This is a genomic window from Paracraurococcus lichenis (genome assembly GCF_030657435.1).
In the GTDB taxonomy this organism is placed as follows: domain Bacteria; phylum Pseudomonadota; class Alphaproteobacteria; order Acetobacterales; family Acetobacteraceae; genus Paracraurococcus; species Paracraurococcus lichenis.
Genome location: NZ_JAUTWS010000003.1, coordinates 248,690 through 272,044, shown reverse-complemented (window position 1 = coordinate 272,044; position 23,355 = coordinate 248,690). Strand labels below are relative to the sequence as shown.

General features: G+C 73.1%; 22 protein-coding genes. 12 read left to right on the top strand and 10 right to left on the bottom strand.

Features of this window, described 5'->3' with window-relative positions:
• Positions 1 to 58: 58 nt before the first annotated feature.
• The 3 genes from Q7A36_RS04850 (at position 59) to Q7A36_RS04840 (ending at position 2,022) form a co-directional block, all read left to right on the top strand.
• Entirely contained in the window at positions 59 to 664 is a 606-nt protein-coding gene (locus Q7A36_RS04850) for a hypothetical protein (RefSeq protein WP_305102533.1), read from the top strand.
• Positions 651 to 1,481 carry a segregation and condensation protein A gene (locus Q7A36_RS04845; protein ID WP_305102532.1) on the top strand — a complete coding sequence of 277 codons (831 nt, stop codon included), beginning with the start codon at positions 651 to 653 and terminating at the stop codon, positions 1,479 to 1,481. Before Q7A36_RS04850 ends, Q7A36_RS04845 begins: the two co-directional genes overlap by 14 nt.
• Positions 1,482 to 1,641: 160 nt before the next feature.
• Positions 1,642 to 2,022 (top strand): hypothetical protein, encoded by a 381-nt coding sequence (locus Q7A36_RS04840; RefSeq protein WP_305102531.1) that lies wholly within the window; start codon positions 1,642 to 1,644, stop codon positions 2,020 to 2,022.
• 45 nt (positions 2,023 to 2,067) lie between these two features.
• Here the strand turns inward: Q7A36_RS04840 and Q7A36_RS04835 are convergent, their stop codons facing one another.
• Both Q7A36_RS04835 and Q7A36_RS04830 read right to left on the bottom strand, forming a co-directional pair.
• A complete protein-coding gene (locus Q7A36_RS04835; RefSeq protein WP_305102530.1) occupies positions 2,068 to 2,475 on the bottom strand; it encodes a PIN domain-containing protein in 408 nt (135 codons plus the stop codon).
• Positions 2,472 to 2,708: an AbrB/MazE/SpoVT family DNA-binding domain-containing protein gene (locus Q7A36_RS04830; RefSeq protein WP_305102529.1), complete on the bottom strand. Its 237-nt coding sequence runs from the start codon at positions 2,706 to 2,708 to the stop codon at positions 2,472 to 2,474. Before Q7A36_RS04830 ends, Q7A36_RS04835 begins: the two co-directional genes overlap by 4 nt.
• A 163-nt stretch (positions 2,709 to 2,871) precedes the next feature.
• Between Q7A36_RS04830 and Q7A36_RS04825 the strand changes: the two genes are divergently transcribed.
• A complete protein-coding gene (locus tag Q7A36_RS04825) occupies positions 2,872 to 4,050 on the top strand; it encodes a cobalamin-independent methionine synthase II family protein (RefSeq protein ID WP_305102528.1) in 1,179 nt (392 codons plus the stop codon).
• Between the two features lie 93 nt (positions 4,051 to 4,143).
• Here the strand turns inward: Q7A36_RS04825 and Q7A36_RS04820 are convergent, their stop codons facing one another.
• The 7 genes from Q7A36_RS04820 to Q7A36_RS04790 all read right to left on the bottom strand — a co-directional run bounded on the left by Q7A36_RS04820 (position 4,144) and on the right by Q7A36_RS04790 (position 12,239).
• Entirely contained in the window at positions 4,144 to 5,172 is a 1,029-nt protein-coding gene (locus Q7A36_RS04820) for a tripartite tricarboxylate transporter substrate binding protein (protein ID WP_305102527.1), read from the bottom strand.
• 164 nt (positions 5,173 to 5,336) lie between these two features.
• Positions 5,337 to 5,894, bottom strand: coding sequence for a hypothetical protein (locus Q7A36_RS04815; protein WP_305102526.1), 558 nt, complete (start codon positions 5,892 to 5,894; stop codon positions 5,337 to 5,339).
• Positions 5,891 to 8,173, bottom strand: coding sequence for a xanthine dehydrogenase family protein molybdopterin-binding subunit (locus Q7A36_RS04810; protein ID WP_305102525.1), 2,283 nt, complete (start codon positions 8,171 to 8,173; stop codon positions 5,891 to 5,893). Before Q7A36_RS04810 ends, Q7A36_RS04815 begins: the two co-directional genes overlap by 4 nt.
• 3 nt (positions 8,174 to 8,176) lie before the next feature.
• Entirely contained in the window at positions 8,177 to 8,632 is a 456-nt protein-coding gene (locus Q7A36_RS04805; protein ID WP_305102524.1) for a (2Fe-2S)-binding protein, read from the bottom strand.
• Between the two features lie 21 nt (positions 8,633 to 8,653).
• Complete coding sequence (locus Q7A36_RS04800) at positions 8,654 to 10,471, bottom strand: methanol/ethanol family PQQ-dependent dehydrogenase (protein ID WP_305102523.1); 1,818 nt, start codon at positions 10,469 to 10,471, stop codon at positions 8,654 to 8,656.
• A gap of 72 nt (positions 10,472 to 10,543) precedes the next feature.
• Positions 10,544 to 11,173 carry a QcrA and Rieske domain-containing protein gene (locus tag Q7A36_RS04795; RefSeq protein WP_305102522.1) on the bottom strand — a complete coding sequence of 210 codons (630 nt, stop codon included), beginning with the start codon at positions 11,171 to 11,173 and terminating at the stop codon, positions 10,544 to 10,546.
• 334 nt (positions 11,174 to 11,507) lie between these two features.
• A complete protein-coding gene (locus tag Q7A36_RS04790; protein WP_305102521.1) occupies positions 11,508 to 12,239 on the bottom strand; it encodes a response regulator transcription factor in 732 nt (243 codons plus the stop codon).
• A gap of 510 nt (positions 12,240 to 12,749) precedes the next feature.
• Between Q7A36_RS04790 and Q7A36_RS04785 the strand changes: the two genes are divergently transcribed.
• From Q7A36_RS04785 to Q7A36_RS04750, 8 genes are all read left to right on the top strand, one after another.
• Positions 12,750 to 13,211: a nitroreductase family deazaflavin-dependent oxidoreductase gene (locus Q7A36_RS04785; protein ID WP_305102520.1), complete on the top strand. Its 462-nt coding sequence runs from the start codon at positions 12,750 to 12,752 to the stop codon at positions 13,209 to 13,211.
• A gap of 102 nt (positions 13,212 to 13,313) precedes the next feature.
• Entirely contained in the window at positions 13,314 to 13,763 is a 450-nt protein-coding gene (locus Q7A36_RS04780) for a nitrilase-related carbon-nitrogen hydrolase (protein WP_305102519.1), read from the top strand.
• Between the two features lie 337 nt (positions 13,764 to 14,100).
• Positions 14,101 to 14,922: an enoyl-ACP reductase FabI gene (gene fabI, locus Q7A36_RS04775; protein WP_456306775.1), complete on the top strand. Its 822-nt coding sequence runs from the start codon at positions 14,101 to 14,103 to the stop codon at positions 14,920 to 14,922.
• An 81-nt stretch (positions 14,923 to 15,003) separates the two neighbouring features.
• Positions 15,004 to 15,138 carry a hypothetical protein gene (locus Q7A36_RS04770; protein ID WP_305102518.1) on the top strand — a complete coding sequence of 45 codons (135 nt, stop codon included), beginning with the start codon at positions 15,004 to 15,006 and terminating at the stop codon, positions 15,136 to 15,138.
• Positions 15,139 to 15,154: 16 nt separating this feature from the next.
• Positions 15,155 to 16,567, top strand: coding sequence for a bifunctional enoyl-CoA hydratase/phosphate acetyltransferase (locus Q7A36_RS04765; protein WP_305102517.1), 1,413 nt, complete (start codon positions 15,155 to 15,157; stop codon positions 16,565 to 16,567).
• The gene (locus tag Q7A36_RS04760) at positions 16,564 to 17,778 is read left to right on the top strand and encodes an acetate/propionate family kinase (RefSeq protein ID WP_305102516.1); all 1,215 of its coding nucleotides are present in this window, start codon (positions 16,564 to 16,566) and stop codon (positions 17,776 to 17,778) included. The genes Q7A36_RS04765 and Q7A36_RS04760 overlap by 4 nt, the downstream gene beginning before the upstream one ends.
• A gap of 22 nt (positions 17,779 to 17,800) precedes the next feature.
• Positions 17,801 to 20,083 (top strand): DUF3141 domain-containing protein, encoded by a 2,283-nt coding sequence (locus Q7A36_RS04755; protein ID WP_305102515.1) that lies wholly within the window; start codon positions 17,801 to 17,803, stop codon positions 20,081 to 20,083.
• 208 nt (positions 20,084 to 20,291) lie between these two features.
• Positions 20,292 to 22,055 carry a glycosyltransferase family 39 protein gene (locus tag Q7A36_RS04750; protein ID WP_305102514.1) on the top strand — a complete coding sequence of 588 codons (1,764 nt, stop codon included), beginning with the start codon at positions 20,292 to 20,294 and terminating at the stop codon, positions 22,053 to 22,055.
• Positions 22,056 to 22,453: 398 nt separating this feature from the next.
• On the opposite strand, the gene Q7A36_RS04745 is transcribed toward Q7A36_RS04750, so the two are convergent.
• Positions 22,454 to 22,915, bottom strand: a complete 462-nt coding sequence (locus tag Q7A36_RS04745; RefSeq protein ID WP_305102513.1) for a hypothetical protein — start codon at positions 22,913 to 22,915, stop codon at positions 22,454 to 22,456.
• Positions 22,916 to 23,355: the final 440 nt, after the last annotated feature.

Below are 23,355 nucleotides of genomic sequence, written 5' to 3'. Positions count from 1 at the left end.
CCAGCGCCCGCTGCCCGGCGCCCCTGCCCGGCCGCGCCTCCTGGACGCCGCGCGGCAGGTGACGGGTGCCCCGGATGCCGGCGTGCTGGCCCTGCCGCACCCCGACTGGCTCTACCACCACCTCCGCGTCACCGGCCCTCCGGCCGAGGTCGCGGCCTTCCGCCTGGCGGCGGCCGGCCCCGGCCTGATCCCCTGGGAGGATCCGGTCGGCAGCGCCGCCGAGGACTGGTTCCACCTGCTGGCCGCGCCGCCCGCCCCGCAGCGGCGAAGCCTCAGCCTGGAGGGCTGCCGCATCCTGGCCGGGCAGTTGCGCGATGCCGCCGAGGCGCGGCAGCGGCTCGTCGCCGAGCGCGCCGCCGGGAGCCGTGCCTGCCCGCTCTGCCTGCATCGGTTGCTGCCGGTGCCGGCACCGCTGCTGCGCCGCGGGCCGGAGGCACCGGAGACCCGCGCCTGGCTCTGGGAGCACTGGGGCACCACCGCCGCGTTGCGGGGCGTGGTGCCGCTGCCCGTCCCCGGCCGCGGCCGGCCGCCGCCGCCGGAGCCCGGACTGTTCCGGGTGGGCTTCTGGTCGGCGGATTGGACGCCCTGGCGGGCCATCCTGGCGCTGCGTGCCCGCTGGCCCGGCCTCTCGATCGAGGTGACGCCGTTCTATGACGGCCCCTGAGGCGGAGGAGGCCGCGGCGCCGCGCGCCTCGGTCGGCAATAGCGGCGCGCCGGTGCTGCGGCTCGAGGCCTGGGAGGGGCCGCTCGACCTGCTGCTCGAGCTCGCCCGGGCGCAGCGGGTGGACCTGGCCCGCATCTCGGTCGCCGAGTTGACCACGCAGTTCGTCGCGGTGCTGGACGCTGCCATCGCGCGCCGGACCGTGCCGCTCTCGCGCCTCGCCGAATGGACCATCATGGCGGCCTGGCTGCTGGTGCTGCGCTCGCGCCTGCTGCTGCCGGCCGGCACGGCGGAGAGCGCAGAGGCCGAGCGGGAGGCCGCCGACCTGCGCCGGCGCCTGGCGGAGCGGGAGGCGGCGCGGCGCCTGGCGGACTGGCTGGAACGGCGGCCCCGGCTCGGGCGGGAGATCTTTGCCCGCGGCGCGGCCGAGCCGGCGGCGAGCGAGGCGCCGGCCGCCGACGTGACGGAGCTGCTGCGCGCCTGCCTGAAGCTGGTGGAACTGCCCGTGCGCGAGCGGGTCTATCGCCCGCGCCCGCCGCTGCTCTGGCGAACGCCGGAGGCGCTGGCGCACATCCGCGCCCTGCTGCCCGCCCTGCCCGGCGGCGCCGCGTTGGAGCGGGTGCTGCCGCACGCTCCGGCGGCGGCGGACCCGGCGCTGTGGCGGCGCAGCGCGCTCGCCAGCACGCTGCTGGCCGGGCTGGAACTGAGCCGCGACGGCGCACTCGCGCTGGAGCAGGGCGCGGCCTTCGGGCTGATCCGGCTGCATCCGCGACCGGCCGCGGCCGGCGACGACCTGCCGACGGCCGACCCGGCGCCCTGAGCGGGCGGTAAGCCGGCGTCCGGCCGGGCGAGGTGCCGCGCCGCCGGACTGTGGCGCGCCCCACAGCATCGGGGCGGCGCCACCGGCATAGTGCCCGCCATGCCACCCGGCCGGACCGCCCCCGATGCGGCGCGCGGCCGCGCGGGCAGGGAGCCGTCGCATGCAGGTCCTGGTCCTCGAGCCGAATGCCCTGGCCGCCGAGATGATGGCCGGCCTCCTCGCCCGCCGGGGCGCCGCCGTCGCCTGGACCCGCACCACCGCCGAGGCCGATGCGCTCATCGCCGCGCGCGGCATGCCCGCCCTGCTGGTCACGGAGCGGCGCCTCGGCACCGAGCGGGGCGAGATGCAGTTCGGCGGCGACGACTATGCCGCGCGGCTGGAAGGGCGCGCGCCGGGGCTGCGGGTCCTCTTCGCGGCCTGCGACGGCGGCTTCGCGCTGCGGCCATCGGAGCACCGCAGCGTGCTGCCCAAGCCCTTCACGCCGCAGCAATTGCTGGAGGCGGCCCGGAGGCTGGCGCCCGCGCTGTTCCCGCCGGGCTGAGCCTGCCGGTTGCCCCCGCGCGGTCCTGGCGACGGGGAGCCATCCTCATGGCACGGCGAAGGGGTTCCGGATGGCGAGGCGCCCCTCGACCACCTGGCCATGCTGGAAGTCCTCCGAGACGAGCACGGTGCATCCGGCCTCAAGCGCCGCGGCGACGATCAGCGCATCGTAGAACGGAAATCCGTGACGCTCTGCGAGGCCAAGGGCCGCGTCATGCGTGGCGTCCGTGAGGGGCCGCGGCGCCGGGCAGAGGATGCGAATGGCATCGAGCGCCTGCCGGATTTCAGGCCATGGCCGGCGCAGCTTGCGACGGGCGACGGCGGCGAACTCGTTCAGCACCTGCACGCTGACCACGCCGCCCTGTGCCAGCAGGGCCCGCGCCGCCTCGGAGCGCGGATCGGGCTGCAGGGCAGCGTAGAGCAGGATATTCGTGTCGAGGAAGGCGTCGCTCATGCGTCGCGGGCATTCGCCTCCTCTCGGTCGAAGCGCTCATCGGATGGCAGGTGCCAACCGAGACGGCGCAGTGTCTCCACCGCCTCCTCGCGGCTGGTGTCGCGGGAGACGCGAAAGGTGCGGGGATCGGCCACCTCGATCGCGACCTCGTCGCCCTCCTTGAGGCCGAGCGCCTCGACCACCGCCGAGGGGAGGCGCACCGCCAGGCTTTCGCCCCACCTGCCCACCTGCATCGCGAACCCTCCAATTCTCCACCTGGGGGCGAGTATATCACGCGGGCGAGGCGCTGCGGCGCCCCGGCTTAGGCCCGTCCCTATCCCCCCGGCCGGCGCCCGGCCTATCCTGCCCCGCAAGACGCCGCCCGCCGCGCGCGGCGCCACGGGAGAGACGGCCAGCATGCAGCGCTCCGAGCATCGCATCCTCACCACCCATACCGGCAGCCTGCCGCGGCCACCGGCGCTGACGCAGCTCTATGCCCGGCGCGCCCGCGGCGAGCCAGTGGACGCCGCCGCGATCGAGGCGGCGGGGCGCGAGGCGCTGCAGCGCATCGTCCCGGCCCAGGTCGAGGCCGGACTCGATGTCATCAACAATGGCGAGCAGCAGCGCGACAGCTTCGCCCTCTACATCCGCCACCGCCTGACCGGCATCGGCGGCGAGAGCATCCGCACCACCTTCGCCGACATCGACGCCTATCCCGAGTTCAAGGCGGAGTTCACCCGCCAGGCCGGCGGCAAGGAGGCGGTCAGCAACACCGCCCTGCTGCCGGCGGCGATCGGCGCGGTGACCTATCCCGACCCGCGCGCGATCGAGGCGGAGTGCGACGACTTCGCCGCCGCCCTCGCGCCGGTCGCGGGGCGCTATGCCGAGCCCTTCCTGACCGCCCCCTCCCCCGGCATCGTCGCCGCCATCGTGCAGAACCGGCACTACGACACGGAGGAAGCCTATCTCGAGGCGCTCGCCACGGCGCTCGCGGTCGAGTACCGCACCGTGGTCGCGCGCGGCTTCCTGCTGCAGCTCGACTGCCCGGACCTGGCGCTGGAGCGGCACTGCTCCTACCGCGACCGGCCGCTCGGCGACTTCCTCGGCTTCGTCGAGCGCGTGGTGGCGGCGATCAACCGGGCGCTGGCCGGCATCCCGCGCGACCGCGTGCGGCTGCATGTCTGCTGGGGCAATTACGAGGCGCCGCACGACCGCGACGTGCCGCTCGCGGAGATCCTGCCCATCCTGCTCCGCGCCGAGGTCGGCGGGCTGGTGCTGCCCTTCGCCAATCCGCGGCACGCGCACGAGGTCCGCTGCCTCGAGCGCATGCCGCTCGCCGCCGACCAGGTGATGGTGGCCGGCGTGATCGACACCCTGACCAATTTCGTCGAGCACCCGGAGGTGGTGGCGGAGCGCATCCTCGGCGTGGCGAAGGCGGTCGGCGACCCGCGCCGGGTTCTGGCCGGCACCGATTGCGGCTTCGACACCTCGGCCGGCCGCGGCCGGGTCGCGCCCGACGTGGTCTGGGCCAAGCTGCGCAGCCTGGCGGAGGGCGCGCGCCTCGCCTCCGCCAGGCTCTTCCCCGCGGCCGGCTGAGGGCGCCGGCCATGTGCTGGATCTGCGAGGTGCGGCGCGACTATGCCGCCCTGGCCGCCGCGGTACCGGCGCCGCCCGCGCCCGCCCCGGCCCTCAGCCCTTCGCCAGCCCCACCTCCCGCAGCGCCGACCCCATCGCCTGATCCGTGCGATCCATTTGGGCGGCAAAGGCCGCGGCATCGCCGAAGCTCGCGCCGAAGCCGCGATTCGCCATGAAGCCCTGATACTCCTCCGAGCGCGCGACGCGTTCGAGCGCGGCGCCGAGCACCTGCCGCACCTCTGGCGGCAGACCCGGCGGGCCGGCGATGCCGCGCCAGATGCCGGCGACATGGTCCATCCCCAGCGCCTCCTTCAAGGTCGGCACCTCGGGGAAGGCGGCGACGCGCTCGGACGCCATGACCGCGAGCGGCCGGACCCGGCGGGCATCGACCATGGCCTTGGCCTCCGGCAGGGAGCAGGCGGCGAGGTCGACGCCGCCGGCGGCGAGTTCCTGCATCCCGAGCGCGGCGCCCTCCACCGGCACCCAGAGCACGTGGTCGGCGGGCAGGCCCAGGGCACGCAGCCAGCCGACGAAGGCGAGATGCCAGCTTCCGCCGCGGCCGGAGCCGGTGCCCTTGAGCTTGCGCGCCGGCGCGGCGCGCAGCGCCTCGGCCAGCGCGCGGATATCGGCCTGCGGCGAGACGGTGTTCACCATGACGGCCGCCGGGTCCTGGTTCATCAGCGCGATCGGCGCATAGCTGCGCGGGGTGAGCTCGGTCAGGCCCACCCAGTGCATCATGGCGATCTCGAGCGTCAGCATGCCGATGGTGTGGCCGTCCGGCGCGGCGGCGGCGATGGCGGCATGGCCCACCACGCCCTGGCCGCCGGTGCGGTTGACCACGACGAAGGGCTGGCCGAGGTCGCGCTCGAGCAGCGAGGCGAGCATGCGCGCGACGGCATCCGTGCCGCCGCCCGCGGCCCAGGGGACGATGAGCTGGACCGGGCGGGAGGGGTAGCGCGCCTGCGCGCCGGCACCGGGCGCCCGCAGCGCGAGGGCAAGCGCGGGCGCCGCCAGCAGCCCGCGGCGCGGCAGGGCGCAGGATCGGCGTGCGGGCGCAGGTGCCCGCTCCAGGCATGTCGGCATCGGTCGTTCCTCCCGGCCGCCATGCGTCGCGGCGGCACGTCATTGTCGGTGGGGGAACGTCAGCGCCGGCGCGCCGGGCTGTCAAAGGGATTCACGCAACACGCCCCGCGGCGGCGGTCGGTGCGGCGATCCGACGGGGCGGATCGCCGCAGGGCGGCAATGCCCTATTGCAACTCGAAGGGCGGGGTCACCCTTTCGTAGTCGTAGACGACCGAGACGGCGACGCCGCCATAGCGGCCCTCGTAGCGCCGCGGCCTGCCATCCGCCTCGGCGACCCAGAGCCGGCTCTCCGCGACCTTCGCCTCGTCCTGCCCGGTCATGGCCTGGCGATAGGCGAAGACGCGCACCGGCACGCCGCCGATCTCCTGCCGCGCCTCCTCCCGGCAGTCCTGCGGCGGATGCGCCAGCAGACCGGTCTCGAGGCCCTTGCGGTCCTCCTCGGTCAGGTGGAGCTTCACCCAGCGTCCGGCCGCGGGCGAGTTGGCATAGACGAGGTCGCCGAGGACGAAGCGCTCCTCCTGCACCGGCCGGCGGCGGCCGGGGGTGCGGGCCTCGAGCTTCGAGTGGAATTTCTCCGACGCCGCCATGGCATGCACCGCGCGGCCGATGGAGGCGCAGACCGCCTCCTCCGCCGCCGCCGGCGCGGCCGCGCCGAAGAGGAAGACGGGGGCGGCCAGCACGGCCGCCCCCATCAGGTTGCGCCGCATCCGCGTCCCGCTCATGCGCTGAGCTGGTCGCGGATCGGCAGGCTGCGGATACGCTTGCCGGTCGCGGCGAAGATGGCGTTGCACAGCGCGGGGATGAAGGGCGGCACGCCCGGCTCGCCGACGCCGCCGGCCGGCACGTCGATCCCGTGCGGGATGACGTGCACGTTCACCTCGCGCGGCGCATCCGGCATCCGCGCCACCTCGTAGCCGTCGAAGTTGGACTGCACCGTGCGGCCCTTCTGGTAGGTGAGCTCGCTCTTGTTGGCGATGGTCATGCCCATGACGCAGGCGCCCTCGAACTGCGAGCGCACGCGTTCCGGGTTCACGGTGAAGCCGGCATCGACGGCCACCTCCACCCGCGGGACGGAGAGGTTGCCGCGCTCGTCCACCGCCGCCTCGACCGCCGTCGCGACGTAGCTGACGAAGCTGCGGTGCACGGCGATGCCGAGGCCGCGGCGCGCCGGCATCTGGCGGCCCCAGCCGATCTTCTCGGCCGCGACCTCCACCACCTTGCGCAGCCGGCCGGTGTCGATCGGGTAGACCTGGTAGTCCTCCCCATTGTTCCAGTAGGGGTCCGGCAGGCCCGACAGGTCGAGGATGCGCGGCGGCCCGATCAGCTCCAGCAGGTAGTCCTTCTGGTCGCGGCCCGCGGCATGCGCCAGCTCCGCCGCGAAGGACTGCGCCGCGAAGGCCTGCGGGATGTTGATGACCGAGCGGAACCAGCCGATGCGGGTATGCGCCTCCGCCTGGCCGCTCTCCATCCGGATGTTCGGGATGGCGAAGGGCACGTCGACCAGCCCCATGCCGAGTTCGAGCGGCATGGGCGATTTCGGGTCGGGCGCGAAAGTGGAGAGGATGGTCGGGAAGGCCACCCGCTCCAGCCAGCCCACCGGCTTGCCATTGGCATCCAGCCCGGCCTCGACCCGCGTGGCATGCACCGTGTGGTAGAAGCCGTTGCGGATGTCGTCCTCGCGCGTCCAGACCACCTTCACCGGCTTGCCGTCCATGGCGCGGGACAGCAGCGCCGCCTCGATGGCGAAGTCGCATTTAGACTTGCGGCCGAAGCCGCCGCCGAGCAGCGTGACGTTCACCGTGACCTTGTCGGCCTCGAGGCCGAGCGCCTTGGCGACGTCGTCGCGCGTGCCCTGCGGGCTCTGCACGCAGGCCCAGAGCGTGCACTTGCCATCGGCCACGACCGCGGTCGCGGCCGGCGGCTCCATGGTCGCATGCGCGTGGTGCGGCACGTAGTATTCGGCCGCGAGCCGCCGCGGCGCGCCGGCGATCGCCTTCTCGGCATCGCCCTCGCTGCGGGCGACCTTGCCCGGCTTGCGCGTCGCCTCGAAGAGCTGGGTCCGGTAGCTGTCGCTGTCGTAGACGGCGTGCGGCCCGTCATCCCAGTCGATCGTCAGCGCCTCGCGGCCCTGCATCGCCGCCCAGGTATTGCTGGCGACGACAGCGACGCCGCCGAGCGGGGCGAACTTGGCCGGCGCCGGCGTGCCGGCGAGCTGGACCACCTTGACCACGCCCGGCACCTTCAGCGCCGCGCTGTCGTCGAGCTTCGCCACCTTGCCGCCCCAGACCGGCGGGCGGGCGATGACGGCATAGAGCTGGCCGTCGAGCCGCGTGTCCTGGCTGAACTTGGCGCGGCCGACGACGATGTCCGGGCTGTCCAGCAGCCGGACATTGCCCTTGCCGATGTAGCGGAAGGAAGACGGATCCTTCAGCCTGACCTGCGCCGGGACGGGCTGCTTCGCCGCGGCCTCGGCGACCTCCCCGAAGCCGAGGCTGCGGCCGGAGGGCTTGTGGACGATGCGGTGGACCTGCGTCTCGACCTCGGCCGCCGGCACGCCCAGCCGCTGCGCCGCGGCGGCTTCCAGCATCATGCGGGCGGCCGCGCCGGCCTCGCGCATGGGCTTCAGGAAATGCCGCGTGCTGCGCGAGCCGTCGGTGTCCTGGTTGCCGAAGCGCGCCTCGTCGCCCTGCGCCTGGACGATCTTCACCTTCGCCCAGTCGGCGCCGAGTTCGTCGGCGAGGATCATGGGCATGCCGGTGCGCACGCCCTGGCCCATCTCCGAGCGATGGCAGACGATGGTGACGGTGCCGTCGGTCGCGACGGAGACGAAGATGCGCGGGTCGTTCACGGTGCCGTGGGGCATGCCCTCGGCGCCGTACTTCTTCGCCGCCTGCGCGTTGGCACGGGGAGCCCGCAAGACCAGGGCAAGCCCGCCCGCGGCAATGGAGGCCTTCAGCAGGTCACGCCGACCCGCCTTCTCGATCCTGAAGGAGGCGAGCATGGCTCAGATCTCCCCGCGTGCGGCCGCCTTGATGGCGGACCGGATGCGTTGATAGGTGCCGCAGCGGCAGATATTGCCCGCCATCGCGGAATCGATGTCCGCATCCGTCGGGTTCGGCTTGGCCTTCAGCAGGTCGGCGGCCTGCATGATCTGCCCGGCCTGGCAATAGCCGCATTGCGCGACATCGTATTGCACCCAGGCCTTCTGCAACGGGTGGTTGCCGTCGGGGCTCAGCCCCTCGATGGTGGTCACGCTGCGGCCCTCGAGCGCGCCCATCTGCGTCTGGCAGGCGCGCGTGGCGCTACCGTCGACATGCACGGTGCAGGCGCCGCAGAGCGCCTGGCCGCAGCCGAATTTCGTGCCCGTGAGCCCTGCCTCGTCGCGCAGGTACCACAGCAGCGGCATGGATGGATCGCCCCCGAAGGAGCGATCCTCACCATTGACGCGAAGCTTGATCATCGCCGTCTCCCTCGCATCGGCTCACTGCCCCGCGCGCTGGCGCAGCGCGAAGACCCAGACCACGCCGCCCTGCGGCACGTCGGACTTGAAGCGCACCGGATCGATGGCCACCAGCGAGTCCTGCATGCGCTGCGCATCGACGCCCCAGCCGGACTGCACGGCGATGTATTGCGTCCCGTCCACTTCGAAGGTGCTCGGCACCGCCGTCACGCCGGAGTTCAGCTTGGTCTGCCAGAGCTGCTGGCCGGACTTGGCGTCGAAGGCGCGGAACATCCGGTCATTGGTGCCGCCCATGAAGACAAGGCCGCCGCCGGTGGTCAGCACCGGGCCCCAGAGCTGCGAGTTCGGGAAGGGATGCGACCAGACCTTCTTCATCGTGGTCAGGTCCCAGGCCTGCAGCTCGCCGATATGGGTGGCGCCCGGCTTCAGGCTCATCCCGATATCCTCGAGCCCGGCGCCGAGGAAGAGCTGCCCCGGCACGTAGTCCATGCGGTGGCCGGTCAGCGCGCCGCAGAGGTTCTCGTTCGCCGGAATGTAGAGCAGCTTGGTCTGCGGGTTGTAGGCCTCGGGCGGCCAGTCCTTGCCGCCCCAGAGCGACGGGCAGAACTCCACCTTGTTGTCGAGCCGCGGCTTGCGCGCCTCGTTATAGGTAGGCCGGCCGGTCTCCGGGTCGAGCTTGGCGAAGACGTCCTGATTGACGAAGGGCACGCCGGAGATGAAGCGGATGCCGTCCTGGCGCCGTTCGAGCGTCCAGAGATAGCCGTCGCGGCCGGCATGCACGAGGGTCGGGATGCTGCGGCCGTTGCGGTCCAGATTGATGAGCAGCGGGGCGCTGACCTCGTCCCAGTCCCAGCTGTCGTTCCAGTGGTACTGGTGGTGGCCGCGGATCTTGCCGTCATCCGGGTTGATCGCCAGCACCGAGGAGGTGTGGAGGTTGTCGCCGGGCCGCGCATCGCCCATCCAGGGCGCGGCATTGCCGGTGCCCCAATAGGCCAGGTTGAGCTGCGGGTCGTATTGACCGGTCAGCCAGATCGAGCCGCCGCCGGTCTCCCAGCCGTTCTTCCAGGTGTCGTGGCCGGGCTCGCCGGGGCCGGGGATGGTGAAGGTCTTCCAGGCCTGCTCGCCGGTATTGACGTCGTAGCCGGCGATGAAGCCGCGCACGCCATACTCGCCGCCCGAGCCGCCGACCATGACCTTGCCGCGCGCGATCAGCGGCGCGAGGGTCATGTAGTGGCCCTTCTGGTAGTCCTCGACCTTCTTCGCCCAGACCTCCTTGCCGGTCTTGGCGTCGAGCGCGACGAGGTAGCAGTCGGTGGTCGCGACATAGACCTTGTCGCCATAGAGCGCGACGCCGCGGTTGGTCGGGTGGAGCTGGGTCAGGTCCTCCGGGAGCTGGCGCTTGTAGCGCCACAGCATCTCGCCGGTCTTGGCATCCAGCGCGATCACCTGCGCCTGCGGCGTGGTGACGAACATCACGCCGTCATTGACGATCGGCGGCGACTGGTGGCCTTCCGTGACGCCGGTGGAGAAGCTCCAGACCGGGACGAGTTCGCGGACATTGCCGGCATTGACCTGGTCGAGCGGGCTGAAGCCATGGCCGTCATAGGTGCCGCGGTACATCAGCCAATTGCGCGCCTCGGGCTTCTGCAGCCGGGCATCGGTCACCGGGGTATAGGTGCGCGGCGCCGCGGCGCCCTGGGTGCCGGTCCGCTCGGAGAGCGGCGGGACCGGCGTCGCGGGCGTCACGCTGTTCTCGACCTTCTGCGCCTGCGCCGCCGCGGCCAGCGAGAGGCCGGCCACCGCGCCGAGCAGCGCCACCTTGAAACTGCGCTTGGACATCCGTTCTTCTCCCTCCCGCGGGGCAGCGCGGTCGCCGCCCGCTGTGTCGCTGTGGCAGGCCCGTCGCGGCGGTCAGGTCCGCACGCCGCCCACCCGGCTCGTGAAATTGCCGGCCACCACCAGGGTGCCGTCCTTCAGCCCCACTGGCAGGGCCGGCAGGGCCCGCGGCGCCGGACCGCCGACCACCACGCCGCCCTTGGCCGGATCGAATTCCGAGCCGTGGCAGGGGCAGTGCAGCGCGTCCTTCTCCTTCTTGAAGTCCGCCACCGGGCATTGCTCATGCGTGCAGATGGCGGAATAGGCGACGATCCCGTCGGCGGCGCGGGCGCGGGTCTGGTCCTGCAGCGTCGCCGGGTCCATGCGGATGAGCAGCACGAGGTTGAGGCGCGAGCCGCTGCGGACGGTGCCGCTCGCCGGATCCTTCGCCCAGGCGAGAACCTGCGGGCCGCCGACGGCCAGGTCATCGGGCTGGAGCGGCTGGCCTTCCTTTTCGCCATAGGCATGGATGAGGTGGTCGCCGTGCTTCGGCCGGGCCGTGGCGGGGTCCGCCTGCGCCGCGGCGTCGCGCAGGCCGGCCAGGACGACACCCGCAGTGGTTGCACCCAGCAATGCCCGCCGGCCCGCCGCGGCCTCCGGGTCCGGCGTGATGCAGAACGAAGACTGGACGTCGCGAGTCGCGCTCGAGGCCTTGGATCTGGCCAATCGTCATACTCCTGGAGTGTTTCCTCGTCGCGGACAGGCGCCGCGTTTCCTAGGGTTTCTGACTATGGCCCGCCCTACACGCCACGCTCATAACGATCTCGCGAATACCGCCCGGCGGTTGTGACGCCGATGCGGGTTTGTCACCGCGGCAGGCAGGCCCCGGCCCGGGGGCGGATTGCCGAAGGGTGGACAGCCCGGGTGCCGTCACCCCCTCCGGGGCGGGTGACATCGCCTCGGTGGCCGCGGTCGGCGCGCCATCCTGGTCCGCGACTCGCGGGGCGGGCGGGCTGCGTCAGACCTTCCGGCCATCCGGCCCCCCGGTCACCGGGCCAGGTCAGGCCTCGGCCGCCACGCCCTCGGGCCGCGGCTCGAGCCGGTAGCCGCCCGCCTCGGTCAGCAGCAGCCGCACCCGGGACGGATTCGGCTCGATCTTCTGCCGCAGGCGGTAGATATGCGTCTCCAGCGTATGGGTGGTGACGCTGCTGCTGTACCCCCAGACCTGATCCAGCAGCTCCCGCCGCTCCACCACCTGGCCCCGGGCCCGGTAGAGGTATTTCAGGATGCGGCATTCCTTGTCCGTCAGCCGGACCTTCCGGTTGCGCAGGCGGTCGAGCATGATCCGCGCCGCCGGCCGGAAGGTGTAGTGGCCGATCGTGAAGACCGCGTCCTCGGTATTGTCGAAGATCCGCAACTGGGCGCGCACCCGCGCGAGCAGCTCGCCCCGGCGGAAGGGCTTGGCGAGGTAGTCGTTGGCGCCGGCCTCGAGGCCGTGCACCACATCCTGCTCCCCGTCCCGCCCGGTCAGCATCAGGATCGGCATCCGCAGGCCACGGCGCCGCAGCCGCTGGCACAGCTCCCGGCCATCGCCATCGGGCAGGCCGACATCGAGCAGGATGGCGTCGAAGCCAGCGTCCGGCGCGCCGAGCAGCGCCTCGGCGGCCGCGACTGAGCCGGCGGCCGTCGCCTCGAACTCGCCATCGAGGGAGAGCTGCTCCGCGAGGGTGGAGCACAGGACCTGGTCGTCCTCGACGATCAGCAGCGGGCGGGCTAGGGGAGACTGCGGCATGATCATTCCTCTCATGGTCGACGGCCAACGCGCTCTGGCCTTCCATGCCTGGAATGCAAGCGCGCAGCGGGACATCCCGGGGATGGGCGCTACGTCACGTCGGGAACGCAGGCTGTCCTGGGACCATCCCTCGGAAGGCAATCGAAGCGGGTCCATGGCCATGCATCACGGCCGCTGGACGTCGCGAGCATGAGTGCGGGCCGGCACGCTGTCCCCCCACCAAGGCGCGATTTTATTGCCTCAACGCTGCAGGATTGTGGCTGATGTCAGGCGGCTGACGAAGCTGCTGCGACCTGCGCGGGCCCTGGCTTCGTTCCGGCTGCCCCACCCCGCATCCGTGTGCAGGATGCGGGACGGGGCCATGCTAAGCAGGCCTTCGCGGCCTGGGCCACACGTCGCGCGGCCCAAGCCCCTGCGATGAAAGCCTGCCCAGGATTCTTTTGCGGCGCAAACCCTGGGAGGTTTGCCTAAGGCTCGCGCCGGTCCAGAAGTCCAGAAGGAGATGCCGCCATGCCCGAGGCCAAGATCGCCCCGAACCTCCCGGATTGGATGCTGCAGCACGTCCACCGCTACCTGTCGAGCGGCGGCACCGAGGGGCACATGTACACCGTCACGCCCGAGGGCTATCCGGAGATGACGGTGCCCGCCCTGCTGCTGACGACGAAGGGGCGCAAGTCGGGCGAGAAGTACCTCTTCCCGCTCTTCTACGGCCGGACCGGCGACAGCTACATCATCGTCGCCTCCAAGGGCGGCGCGCCGGAGCATCCCGGCTGGTACCGCAACATCCTCGCGGACCCGATGGTCGAGGTCCAGGTCGGCACCGAGCACCTGCAGGCGCGCGCCCGGACCGCGACGGGCGAGGAGCGGGCGCGGCTCTGGCAGGAGGCGCTGAAATTCTGGCCGCCCTATGCCGACTACGAGAAGAAGACCGAGCGCGAGATCCCGGTCGTGGTGCTCGATCCCGTGCGGTAGGACGGGGCAAGCCCGGGCGGATGGCGGCATGGCGGGCATGCCGCCCCGCCACGGTCTCGCGCTGCCGCCCGGCGCGCGGCGTCTGCGCCACATGGGTCGGCGGTGTGGAGCGCCACTCGCCGGTCCCCTCGAAGCTGCGCCACCGGTCAATCAGGTCGAGGGTCCAGCTGCGCGCCTCGATCCGCCGCGGCGTCAGCAGCGCGCGTCGGACGATGGCGAGGGCGATGCCGGGCGGCGGAGGCCAGTGCGCGCCTCGCGGTGCTGCCGGAATACCGCGACGATCCCGGCCCCGATGCGCGCGCGCTGGACGCGGCCGAGCCCATCCCCGGCCCCTTCACCGCGGCGCTGGCGGAAGGCGCGCGGCGCCTCGGCCTCTGGGTGCTGGCGGGCTCGGCGCATGCGCGGGGGGCGGAGGCCGCCGGACCCCCTCGGCCGAGCATCGGGTCCCGCCGCGCGTCCTGGCTGACGGCCCGCATGCGCTGCGCGGCATCCGGTGCCGCCTTTGCCTCATCGCCTCCGCGCCGCGCGCACCCGCGGGCCGGGACCGCGTGACGAACCCTACCCGCAGGCCTGCGGTGCGGCCGGCTTCGCGCACCCGCCGGTGACACCGGCCGGCTGGCCTGCGCCGGACCAGCCGCACCACGTCCCTTGACGGCCGCCCTTTGCCCGGCCGTGCCGCGCCGCCATGCGGCAGGCCGTGCCGGAGCGGCTCCCCGGCCGGGGCAGCGGACCCAGCCCGGCCTTCCCCTCCCGCATCCCGCCCCATGCCGCGCCTGGATCGGTTCGGCTTCCTATTGGTATTCATTGAATGGTCACGAAGCGGGGATAGCTATGCTGCACCGCACCAAGCCAGCTTGCTGCCGTCCTTCTGACCTGCCCGGTGGACCCAATGCCGACGTCTCCGATCGACCCGCTTCCCACGGTCTGGAATCCGGAGGACCGCATCGGCGACATGCTGCGCGGCAAGCGCGGCCTCGTGGTCGGCATCGCCAACGAGCATTCCATTGCCTTCGGCTGCGCCGCCAAGCTGCGCGCCTTCGGCGCCGACCTCGCCGTCACCTGGCTGAACGCCAGGGCGGAGCCGCATGTGCGCCCGCTCGCCGAGCGGCTCGGCGCCGAAATCATGATGCCGCTGGACGTGGAGCAGCCCGGCCAGATCGAAGCGGTCTTCGACCGCATCGCCGCCGAGTGGGGCCGGCTCGACTTCGTCATCCACTCCATCGCCTTCGCCCCGCGGGAGGACCTGCACGGGCGCGTGGTGGACGTCTCGGCCGAGGGCTTCGGCCAAGCCATGCGCGTCTCCTGCTGGTCCTTCCTGCGCATGGCCAAGTTGGCCGAGCCGCTGATGACGGACGGCGGCGTGCTGGTGACGATGAGCTACTACGGCGCCGACAAGGTGGTGAACAACTACAACGTCATGGGCCCGGTGAAGGCCGCGCTCGAGGCCTCGGCCCGCTACATGGCGGCCGAGCTGGGGCCGAAGGGCATCCGCGTCTTCGCCGTCTCGCCCGGGCCCCTGAAGACCCGCGCGGCCAGCGGCATCGCGCATTTCGACGAGCTGGTCGAGATGGCGCAGGGCCGGGCGCCCGCGCACCGGCTGGTCGACATCGCCGAGGTCGGCCGCGTCGTCGCCTTCCTCGTCGGTCCGGCATCCTCGGGCATGACCGGCGACACGATCTATGTCGATGGCGGCCTGCACAACGTCGCCTGAGCGGGAGCCTAGCATGCGGAGCGCGATCACGGCGGCGGCCTGGGCCGTGGCGGCAAGCCGACGCCAACCGGCATCGGCGCCGTGCTGCAGGACGGCAAGCAGATGATCGCGCTGCGCGAGCGCGCGCCGGGCGTCAGTGTGGACCAGATCATGGCCGCCACCGCCGCCCCGCTGCTGGTCGCGGGCGCGGTGCCGGAAATGCGGCTGGGCCGCTGACAAGGGAGTACAGGCGGTGACCGGACGCGACCTCATCGGCCATTGTTACGACGACCTCCGGATTGGCCAGAGCGCCAGCCTGGAGCGGGTCTGCACGGCGAACGACCTGATCGTCTTCGCGCATGCCTCCGGCAACCTGAACCCGCGCAACCTGCCGGGCTTCGCCGAGCGCGACACCGGCGAGCGCGCCATGGCGCCGGCCATGTGGGGCGGCTCGCTCTTCTCCGCCGTGCTCGGCAACAGGCTGCCGGGGCCGGGCACGCTCTATATCGGCCAGACGCTCCGCTTCCATGCGCGGGCGCATGTCGGCGACACGCTGCGGATCACGGTCACCGTGCGCGAGAAGGGTCCGGGCCGCCGCGTCGAGCTCGATTGCCGGCTGACCCTCGATGACGGCACGCTCGTCGCCGAGGGCATCGCCGAGGTCGAGGCGCCGGAGCGCTGCATCCGCGCCGACGTGACGCTGCCGGACCTCGCGCTCCGCAAGCGCGGCAAGTTCGACCGGCTGCTCGCCGCCTGCGCCGGCGTGCCGGCCCTGCCGACGGCGGTGGTGGCGCCGACCGACAGCCACTCGCTCGGCGGCGCCTGGGAAGCCGCGCGCGCCGGCCTGATCGAGCCGATCCTGGTCGGGCCCGAGGCCGGCATCCGCGCCGTGGCGGAGCGCATCGGCTGGGACCTCGAGGGCGCGCGCATCGTCGCCGTCGCCGACGACCATGCCGCGCCGGCCCGCGCCGTCGCCCTGGTGCATGAGGGCCAGGCGGCCGCCATCATGAAGGGCAACATCCATTCGGACGAGGTGCTGCGCCACGTCACGAAGGCGGATGGCGGCCTGCGCGCCGGGCGGCGCATCAGCCACGGCTTCGTCCTCGACGTGCCGGGGCGCGAGGGGCTGATGATCATCAGCGACGCCGCCATCAACATCCTGCCCGATCTCGTCACCAAGGCCGATATCGTGCAGAACGCGATCGACCTCGCGCGCGCGATCGGCCTCGCGGAGCCGCGCGTCGGCATCCTCTCGGCGGTCGAGACGGTGAACCCCGCCATCCCCTCAACCCTCGACGCCGCCGTCCTCTCCAAGATGGCCGAGCGCGGCCAGATCAAGGGCGGCATCGTCGACGGCCCGCTCGCCATGGACAATGCGGTGGATGTCGAGGCGGCGAAGACCAAGGGCATCACCTCCATGGTCGCGGGCCGTGCGGATGTGCTCATCGCCCCGAACCTCGAGGCCGGCAATATGCTGGCCAAGCAGCTCGTCTTCCTCTCGCAGGCCGATACCGGCGGCCTCGTCCTCGGCGCCCGGGTGCCGGTGATGCTGACCAGCCGGGCGGATGACGAGCATGCGAGGCTGATGTCGGCCGCGCTCGCCGTGCTCTACGCCCATTGGAAGCGGACCGGCACCTCGCTGCTGCCGCCGGAGGCCCGGACATGAGCCCGGACATGAACGGCATCGTCCTCGTCCTCAATGCCGGCTCCTCCTCCCTGAAATTCGCCGCCTTCGCGGCGACACCGGCGGGGCCGGAGGCGCGCTATGCCGGGCAGGTGGAGGGCATCGGCGCCGCGCCGCATTTCGTCGCCAAGGACGCCTGCGGCGAACGCCTGGCCGACCGCCGCTGGGAGGGCGCCGAGGCCCCGGCGAACCACGCCGCCGCGCTCGCCGTCATCATCGACTGGCTGGAGACGGCGCTGCAGGGCGCCCCGGTCATCGCCCTCGGCCACCGCGTGGTGCATGGCGGGCCGGACTTCGCGGCGCCGGTCCTGATCGACCTGCACGTCATGGCGGAGCTGCAGGACCTCGTCCCGCTCGCGCCGCTGCACCAGCCGCACAACCTCGCCGGCATCGCCGCCGCGGCGAAGCATTTCCGCGGCGTGCCGCAGGTCGCCTGCTTCGACACCGCCTTCCACCGCAGCCAGGCGCGGGAGGCGCAGGCCTTCGCCCTGCCCCGCCGCTTCTTCGACCAGGGCATCCTGCGCTACGGCTTCCACGGCCTGTCCTACGAGTACATTTCGCGCGCCCTCGCGGCCGAGGACCCGGCGCTCGGCGCCGGCCGGCTGGTGGTCGCGCATCTCGGCAACGGCGCCTCGCTCTGCGCCATCGAGGGCGGCCGGAGCCGCGCCAGCACCATGGGCTTCACCGCGCTCGACGGCGTGCCGATGGGCACGCGCTGCGGCCAGATCGACCCCGGCGTGCTGCTGCACATGCTGGGCACCATGGGCATGACGCTGCCCGAGGTGACGAAGCTGCTCTACAGCGAGAGCGGGCTGAAGGGCCTGTCCGGCATCTCCCAGGACGTGCGGGAGATCGAGGCGGCGGGCATCGAGGCGGCCGAGCAGGCGCTGGAGCATTTCGCCTTCCGCGTGCGGCGGGAGATTGGCGCGCTCGCCGCCTCCATCGGCGGCATCGACGCGCTGGTCTTCACCGCCGGCATCGGCGAGAACGCCCGCGCGCTCCGCGCCCGCATCTGCCGCGGGCTGGAATTCCTCGGCATCGCGCTCGACCCGGCGCGCAACGAGGCCAATGCCGGCGACATCTCGGCCGCCGGTGCGCCGGTGCGGGTGCTGGTCCGCCGCACCGACGAGGAACGCATGATCGCCGAGCACACGCTGCATCTCGTCGCCGCCCCTCGCGGCCCCGCGGCCTGAGCCAGAACCGGAGATAGGACTGATGAACGGCACGGCTCACAACCCGGCCACGGAACTGCTGGCCAAGGCGGCGGAGGTCACCGCGCGCTTCGCCGGGCTGACGCGCGACCTGACGGAGATCGCGACCGCGCAGGCCAGGGCCTTCCACGTGAACCTGCCGGCGCCGAAGCCGCCCGTCCTGCCGGCGAAGGACCCGCAGGCCCTGGCGCGCGACGCGGCCGCCTACATGCTGGACACGGCGCAGCGGAGCTTCCTGTTCTGGGACGCCATGCGCCAGGCCGGCAATGCCTTCGTCGAGCACGAGAAGGCCGGCTGCCCCCCCGTGCTGGTCTTCGGCTACGAGACGGTGGTGGACGGCCGGACGCTGCCGCGCCCGGTGAACTACGCGCTGGTCCGCATCCTGCCGCCCGAGGGCACGGAGGCGCCGGACCCGAAGCTCCGCCCCTTCGTCATCGTCGATCCGCGCGCCGGCCACGGCGCCGGCATCGGCGGCTTCAAGTCGGACAGCCAGGTGGGCGTCGCGCTCCGCCGCGGCCACCCCGTCTACTTCGTCATCTTCTACCGCGACCCGGAGCCGGGCCAGACCATCCTGGACGTGATGGCGGCCGAGGGCGCCTTCCTGCAGCGGGTGCGGGAGCTGCATCCGGAGGCGCCGAAGCCGGTCGTCGCCGGCAACTGCCAGGGCGGCTGGGCGGTGATGATGCTGGGCGCCGCGCATCCGGACCGGGTCGGGCCGATCGTGCTGAACGGCGCCCCCCTCTCCTACTGGGCCGGCCAGAAGGGCCGCAACCCGATGCGCTATACCGGCGGCCTCGCCGGCGGCGCCTGGCCGGCGGCGATGCTGGCCGATCTCGGCAACGGCCGGTTCGACGGTGCCAACCTGGTGCTGAACTTCGAGAGCCTTTCGCCGGGCAATACCTGGTTCAGCAAGTACTACAACCTCTACGCCAATATTGACACCGAGACGCCGCGCTTCCTGGAGTTCGAGCGCTGGTGGGGCGGCTACTACCTGATGAACGCCGAGGAGATCCGCTGGATCGTCGAGAACCTCTTCATCGGCGACCGCTTCGCCAAGGGCGGGCTGCGCAAGGGCGCGGGCGGCATGTTCGACATGCGGGCGGTGCGCTCGCCCATCATCGTCTTCGCCTCGGCCGGCGACAACATCACCCCGCCCGGCCAGGCGCTCCGCTGGATCGCCGACATCTATGGCGACGAGCAGGAGATCAAGTCGCTCGGCCAGACCATCGTCTACCTCATGCACGGCAATGTCGGGCACTTGGGCATCTTCGTCTCCGGCGCGGTCGCCAAGAAGGAGCACAACGAGATCGCCGGCACGCTGGAGGTGATCGAGGCGGTCGCCCCCGGCCTCTACGAGATGACGATCACCAAGCAGCCGGAGGAAGGCCCGGATGGCCGCTGGCATGTCGAGCTCGTGGAGCGGAAGGTCGCCGATATCCGCGCCCTCGCGGGCGAGGCCTCGAACGAGGCCTTCCCGGCCGTCGCGCGCGTCTCGGAGATGAACGACGTCCACTACGACATGATGCTGCGGCCGCTCATCCGCATGACGACGACCGAGAGCGTGGCGGAGGCACGGCGGCGGCTGCATCCGCTGCGGGTCCGCCGCGCCGCCTTCAGCGACGCCAACCCCTGGATGCGGCTCTTCGCCGCCGGCGCCGGGATGGTGCGGCCGCGGCGCGCGCCGGTCGCCGCGGACAATGCCTTCCTCGCGCTCGAGCGCGCCGGCGCCGAGGCGATCGAGAAGGGCTTCGAGACCTGGCGGGAGATGGCGGATGCCTGGTCCGAGTTCACCTTCCACGCGGTCTATGGCGGCCTCGCCGCCCTCGGCGTGCATGCGGAGGAGCCGAGCGTCGAGACCGTCGCCGCCAGCGCCGAGACCGAGGCCGAGGCGGCGCGCAAGGCCATGGATGACGCGGCCAAGGGCGGCTATGCCGAGGCGGTGATCCGCATGATGGTCCTGCTGGCCCGGGCCCGCGGCGGCGTCCGCCGGACGCGCCTCACCCGCTCCAACGCGCTGCTGACCAGGACCGAGCCCTTCAGCCTGCTGACCGCGGCCGAGCGGCAGGCGATCATCCATGCCCAGACGCTGATCGCCAACCTGCAGCCGGCGCGCGCGGTGGAGACGCTGCCACTCCTGCTGCCGACCCAGGCCGAGCGCGAGCGGGCCATGGCGGCGGTCGCCGGCGTCGCCGGGCCGGAGGAGGACCTGGGCGATGCGGCACGCGCCATGCTCGCGCGGCAGCGCGCCGCGCTCGGCCTCGACAAGGTGGTGATGACGGCGGCGTGACGGGCGGCCGCCCGGCCGCACCTGCCCTGACGCAGTGTTCACTCGACCTGCGTCCGGGTCCCGTCCACACGGCACCTATGGAACGCCTTCGCATCCTGCCGCCGTAACGCGCGCCGCCGGCGCGCCGCCATGGCGTGCCTGCCTCGGCAACCGGGCGGATGTCGCATCCGGCCCTCGCGACGCGCAGCCAGCAGCCGGAGAGTACCAGGTGTCCGCCAAGCCCTCATCCCTTGGACCGGCGCGCATGCAGCGCGGCGGGGCGTCGCCCGGGAGGACGCGCCTCCTCGCGCTGCGGGTCGCCGCCCTCGCCCGCCGCATGGGCGGCGTCACCCGTGCCGCGACTGCATGGCAGTCCGGCCTCGCCTCCCTCTGGCGCGCCCTGGACGCCCTGCCGCAGGCGCCCTGCCCGCAGGCCTGGCTGGTGGCGATCTGCCTCGCGCTCTTCCTGCCCGGCTTCTTCTCCATCCAGCCGCTCGACCTCGGCGAGACGGACATCGCGGTCGCGACCCGCGCGATGCTCGAGGGCGGCAGCCTCCTCGGCATCCCGCCGGGCGATGCCGGGCCCATCGGCATCCATTGGCTGCAGGCCGCGGCGGTCCGCGCGCTGGAGGCGCTGCACCTGGCGCATCGCCACGGCATCCCGGCCTATCGCCTGGTGTCGCTGCTCGGCGCCGTGCTCGCCGTGCTGGCGACCTGGCACTGGGGCCGGGCGCTGGTGGGACGCAGCGCCGCCTTCCTCGGCGCCGGCATGCTCGCGGGCTGCGCGATGCTGGTGGCGATGGCGCATCTGGCGACGGCGGAGGCCGCCGGACTGGCCGCCGCCACCGCCGCCATGGGGCTCTTCGCCGCGGCCTATGTCGGGCCGGCCCGTGTCACCGCCGGGCAGGCCGCGGGCTTCTGGCTGGCCGTCGCGGCCGGCCTGCTGCTGGCGGGGCCGGTGGCGCTCCTGCCGCCGCTGCTGGCCGGGCTGACCCTGGCCGCGGCCGACCGCCGCGCGCCCTGGCTCCGCGCGCTCCGGCCCCTGCAGGCGCCGCTGCTGCTGGCAGGGCTCGTCCTGGCCTGGCGGGCCGCGGGCGGCGACCTCCCGACGCCCTGGCCCGGCCTGGCGGCGGGCGAGCCGCAGCCCGGGCGGCATCTGCTGCTCCTCGCCGCCACCGCCTTCCCGGCCGGCTGGATCCTCCTCCTCGCCCTGCCGGCGGCCTGGCGCGAGCGGCAGCAGCCGGCGGTGCGGTTCCTGCTGGCCTGGGCCGGGCCCGCCTGGCTGGCCTTCGAGCTCATGCCCTGGGGGATCGGCGCCGTCCTGCCGCTCTTCCCCGCCCTGATGCTGCTGGCGGCGCGCTGGGCCATGGGCGGGCACCGGCCGCCGGTCGTCCTCCTCGTGATCGCCGGCCAATTGCTCGCCGCCGCCGCCGGCGCCATCGCGTTCAAGACCTTCGAGGTTGCCGGGCTCGACATCCGCGAGCTGCCCTATGGCGTGCTGGCGATCCTCGCCGCCACCCTCCTCGTCTGGCGCCTGCTGGCGCATGGCCGGGCGCGGGCCTGGGCCAGGGCGGCGCTGCTCGGGACGCTGCTCGCCGCGCCGCTCTATGCCGCGGTGCTGCAGGGGACGCTGTCGCACCTGCCGGTCGCCCGCATCGCCGACCGCATCGCCGGCACGGCCTGGCGCGTCGCGCCGGACCTGCGGCCCGGGCAGTTCGGCGTGCTCGGCTTCGACCGCGCCTCCCTCCCCTTCGCCTTCGGCGGCGCGGTCCAGGGGCTGGAGGACGGGCCGGCGGCCGCCCGCTTCCTCGCCGCGGCGCCGGGCCGCGTGGTCGCCATCGCCGACCTCCGGGAAGGCCAGTTCCGCCGCGCCGCGGAGGCGCTGGGGCTGGAGGTGGAGGAGGCGGCGACGATCCTGAGCTTCGATCCCTATATCGACGATTTCGGCATCATGATCTTCTATCGCGCCGCGGGAGCAGCGGCCGGGCGCTGACGCCACCGCCGCCCCTGCCGCCTGTGGCGTCAGGTGTCCGCGGGCGTCCCCTGCCGGACCTCCTCGACGTCGAGGCGCCGTGGGAGAGGCGAGGCGACGGCGCCGGTGAACAGCGCCTCGGTGCGCCGCGGGCCCGGGCCGGTGCGGCTGGCGGCGGCGCGGCGATCATGGCCCTGGGCGTGCCGGGCAGCAGGATCCCGCCGCGGTGCAAGCCGGTCCAGCCCTGCGGCTTGCAGGCTGCGATGGGAGTGGGGCGGCGCGGCGAGCGCGCAAGGCGCCCCGGGATCGTGGCTGGTGGGGCGATAGTGCCGCGCCGGCGATGCCCGGTCGCCCGCGGCACCCGGGAGGTCACGGACCCGGGCGCGCAGGCCGGCGCCGCACCGGCGCGATTCTCTCCGTCAGGCGGCCGGCCGGCGCTCCCCGGCGTGGAGGCCTTCGGCATCGATGCCGGGCCATGGCTCGTACCAGTCGATCCCGAACCCCTCGGGGTAGAGCGCCGCAAGACGCGGATTGGCCCTGAGCCAGGCCGTGACGGCCTCGCGCCGCGTCGCCTCGCCGGCCGGAAGGAGCCAGGGCGGGCCCATGCCCGGATCGAGGGCATCGAGGCTCACCCCCACATCCGCGTTCCGCAGGACCAGGTGCAGGCCGCGCAGGCCGGTCGCCCGCTCCACGTCATCATGGAAGACGGTGCCGTTCTGCCAGACCAGGAGATCGGTTGCGGTGAGCAGGCCACGCGTCCCGGCCAGCGCCCGCGCCGGGGCGCCGCGCAGGAGCAGGCCGAAGGCGTCGCCGGGATTGCGCCGGATGCTGCAGGACCGCCCGCCCGCGATCACCACCTCGAAGCGGTCCGGCCTCGGCATCATCCGCATCGCGCCCGAACGGAGGGTGGTGGCCAGGTGCCGCAGCCAGTGCCTGATGGCCGCAAGGCCGTTCCGGCGCGCCGATGCCGCATCTCCCCTGGGGGGAAAGCCCCCGACCGGGTGCTGGGCAGGCAGAAACTCCTCCATGGTCGACCTCGACTGGCTCGCGGCCGATCCGCCTGCATGGGGCGGATCATTCTTGTCCGCAGGGGCACGACGAGGCTCGCCGGCGCCTCGCGCCATTGAAGATACTCAATACAATCGACGCAGGAATGTGTCGGGTCGCACAGCTTCGGTCACTTGCGCGTTTTGGCCTCGCCTCCATGCGAAGGCATGCTGTCCGCCGGTCTATCCTTGTCGGCCTGTCCTTGCCGGCATGGCCCCCCGCGGCGGGCCCGGTCCGATGGCCGGCATGCACCGGGCGTCGCGACCCGGCCCGA

Excerpts from the sequence above, each read along its gene's own strand:
- Q7A36_RS04805 (WP_305102524.1), bottom strand. The coding sequence starts at position 8,632 with ATGATCAAGCTTCGCGTCAATGGTGAGGATCGCTCCTTCGGGGGCGAT.
- Q7A36_RS04760 (WP_305102516.1), top strand. The coding sequence starts at position 16,564 with ATGAGCCCGGACATGAACGGCATCGTCCTCGTCCTCAATGCCGGCTCC.
- Q7A36_RS04790 (WP_305102521.1), bottom strand. The coding sequence starts at position 12,239 with ATGCCGCAGTCTCCCCTAGCCCGCCCGCTGCTGATCGTCGAGGACGAC.
- Q7A36_RS04785 (WP_305102520.1), top strand. The coding sequence starts at position 12,750 with ATGCCCGAGGCCAAGATCGCCCCGAACCTCCCGGATTGGATGCTGCAG.
- Q7A36_RS04745 (WP_305102513.1), bottom strand. The coding sequence starts at position 22,915 with ATGCCGAGGCCGGACCGCTTCGAGGTGGTGATCGCGGGCGGGCGGTCC.
- Q7A36_RS04835 (WP_305102530.1), bottom strand. The coding sequence starts at position 2,475 with ATGAGCGACGCCTTCCTCGACACGAATATCCTGCTCTACGCTGCCCTG.
- Q7A36_RS04820 (WP_305102527.1), bottom strand. The coding sequence starts at position 5,172 with ATGCCGACATGCCTGGAGCGGGCACCTGCGCCCGCACGCCGATCCTGC.
- Q7A36_RS04810 (WP_305102525.1), bottom strand. The coding sequence starts at position 8,173 with ATGCTCGCCTCCTTCAGGATCGAGAAGGCGGGTCGGCGTGACCTGCTG.
- Q7A36_RS04815 (WP_305102526.1), bottom strand. The coding sequence starts at position 5,894 with ATGAGCGGGACGCGGATGCGGCGCAACCTGATGGGGGCGGCCGTGCTG.
- Q7A36_RS04755 (WP_305102515.1), top strand. The coding sequence starts at position 17,801 with ATGAACGGCACGGCTCACAACCCGGCCACGGAACTGCTGGCCAAGGCG.
- Q7A36_RS04825 (WP_305102528.1), top strand. The coding sequence starts at position 2,872 with ATGCAGCGCTCCGAGCATCGCATCCTCACCACCCATACCGGCAGCCTG.
- Q7A36_RS04830 (WP_305102529.1), bottom strand. The coding sequence starts at position 2,708 with ATGCAGGTGGGCAGGTGGGGCGAAAGCCTGGCGGTGCGCCTCCCCTCG.
- fabI (WP_456306775.1), top strand. The coding sequence starts at position 14,101 with ATGCCGACGTCTCCGATCGACCCGCTTCCCACGGTCTGGAATCCGGAG.
- Q7A36_RS04845 (WP_305102532.1), top strand. The coding sequence starts at position 651 with ATGACGGCCCCTGAGGCGGAGGAGGCCGCGGCGCCGCGCGCCTCGGTC.
- Q7A36_RS04840 (WP_305102531.1), top strand. The coding sequence starts at position 1,642 with ATGCAGGTCCTGGTCCTCGAGCCGAATGCCCTGGCCGCCGAGATGATG.
- Q7A36_RS04800 (WP_305102523.1), bottom strand. The coding sequence starts at position 10,471 with ATGTCCAAGCGCAGTTTCAAGGTGGCGCTGCTCGGCGCGGTGGCCGGC.